This is a genomic window from Streptomyces sp. NPDC041135 (assembly GCF_055592085.1).
In genome coordinates this window covers 1-1,772 of record NZ_JBVIYZ010000097.1, presented here as the reverse complement: position 1 = coordinate 1,772, position 1,772 = coordinate 1, and the positions used below count along the sequence as shown (strand labels likewise).

Sequence of the window (1,772 nt, the reverse complement as noted above, 5' to 3'; positions counted from 1 at the left end):
GCGGCCACCCCGCTTCGGCGTCCGGTCCGGGAGCAACGGCTCGATCCGCGTCCATTGCGCATCAGTCAACGGCACACCCGGACCAACGACCGACTAATCCAAACGAAACTGCCTAGTGCTGCGACCGGAAAGGTTCACCGGCTCGCGACGCCCGGCACGGCACCTCGCCGCGTTGTCGCGTCACCCGAGTACATCCAGTACGCGGGTGACGCTCCGCCTTGCGATGCACCGCACCGGACGCCGCGAGCTTTCCGGCAAACCTTTCCGGTCACAGCACTAGGGCCCAGCGGCGGTGGGTGGCTCGTCGCCGTCGAAGAAGCCGATCGCCGGCAACCTGGCGCTTACCCAATCATAGATCCGTGGGCCCTTGGCGCCCACGCCGCAGACAGCCGCTGCCAGGCATCCTCGGGTGCTTCAAAGTGCCACTGGAAAACTAATGTACGAAACGTAGCGCTTCCCGACGGATCGCGGCCAGGCCAGACTGTAGCGCTAATGCGCCTGTGCTGGACGTCTACAGCACCGGGTGGACGGATCGTGCCCCGCTCCGAGGGACCCGTCTCCGGCGTCGAGAGGCGCTCGGACACGAGGACGCACGGGTGGGTCCGGCAACAGCGGTCCTAGCACAACGACTGCGACGTGTAGTTGCAGCAGACGTTGCCGAAGCGGGTTTCCACTGGCCGATAGTTGTGGTTAGTATTCGCTTATGGCTCAGAAGATTGTGACCGTTTTCTCGGACGACCTGACCGGTGCAGAATCAGAGGAGGTGCAGACCCATACTTTCTCCCTCGATGGGGTCAATTACGAAATCGACCTCGTCTCAGACAACTATGACAAGCTGTACGAAGCGCTAGCCCCTTTCATCGATAGCGGCCGCAAGACCGGCCGTACTAGGACAGCTACCCAGCCGCGCAAGCAGGCGACAAGTGGGCCGAGTGCCGAAGAAGTACGCTTGTGGGCACGAGAGAACGGTCACCAAGTAAGTGACCGTGGTCGCGTCCCTGCCAGCGTTCGTGAAGCTTATGAAAGGGCTCACTGAACCTCTTCTCATCCTGTGCTGGTGCGTGAAAGGGGCTGGTCAGTGGGTGTGGTGACGAGGCAGGGCCCCTCGGCGTTGGCATGGTGATTCCACTCAGCACGCAGGCGACCAAAGGGGCCCTGTTGGTTCCGTATCCTGCCACGCTCGACGTCCCGCATGAGCTCGTCGAGCATGTTGCCTGGTTGCTGTACGAGCACCGCCGCGCACGCATCACCCGCTGGCGGAAGCTGGGCTGCTTGAATTAACGAGCTGGTGCACGGTAGGCGGTGAGGCGTCGAGGAGTGCGGCGGGGCTTGGTGATCACGCCTGCCGTTCTGGGGGCAGGTCCGCGGTCTGCTGATGTGACAGCAGGCCGGCGACGGCTTGGACGATGTCGCTCATGTGCTCGCGGCGACCGTGGTGGCGGGCGAGTGCCCGCCAGTTCTTCAGGTGGGCGATGTCGTGCTCAACCCGGATGCGTCGCGAGGAGTGTGCCTTGCGCTGGCGTTCGTGCATTTCCTCGTACCACTCCGGAGCGTTCTTCTTGAACTTGCGGTGCGGTGGCGTGATTACGCGCCCGCCGGTCTGCGCATCCAGACCCTGGTAGCCGGCGTCGGCGAGTATCTCGACCATCGGTCCGTCGGCCGAGAACTTGACCAGCCCTAACTGACGGGCGTGGGTGATGTCCGCACAGCTGCCCGGCCTGGTCGGGCTGCAGAACAGCACGCGGCCGTTTTCGTCCGTGACGACCATGGTC

The 1,772-nt window shown here is 63.7% G+C and carries 2 protein-coding genes and 2 pseudogenes; 2 read left to right on the top strand and 2 right to left on the bottom strand.

Annotated features, from left to right (window positions below; genetic code table 11):
* Positions 1–277 precede the first annotated feature (277 nt).
* Positions 278–416, bottom strand: a pseudogene (locus ACZ6CZ_RS38000) (IS701 family transposase); the annotation flags it as partial.
* Positions 417–703: 287 nt separating this feature from the next.
* Here ACZ6CZ_RS38000 and ACZ6CZ_RS37995 point away from each other — a divergent pair.
* Together ACZ6CZ_RS37995 and ACZ6CZ_RS37990 are read left to right on the top strand one after the other, a co-directional pair.
* Entirely contained in the window at positions 704–1,036 is a 333-nt protein-coding gene (locus ACZ6CZ_RS37995) for a histone-like nucleoid-structuring protein Lsr2 (protein ID WP_469030681.1), read from the top strand.
* A gap of 80 nt (positions 1,037–1,116) precedes the next feature.
* Positions 1,117–1,278: pseudogene (locus tag ACZ6CZ_RS37990) on the top strand (IS5/IS1182 family transposase); the annotation flags it as partial.
* A 58-nt stretch (positions 1,279–1,336) separates the two neighbouring features.
* On the opposite strand, the gene ACZ6CZ_RS37985 reads toward ACZ6CZ_RS37990, so the two are convergent.
* The coding region (locus ACZ6CZ_RS37985) for a transposase family protein (RefSeq protein WP_469030679.1) at positions 1,337–1,772 on the bottom strand (436 nt) is incomplete at its 5' end.

Excerpts from the sequence above, each read along its gene's own strand:
- ACZ6CZ_RS37995 (WP_469030681.1), top strand. The coding sequence starts at position 704 with ATGGCTCAGAAGATTGTGACCGTTTTCTCGGACGACCTGACCGGTGCA.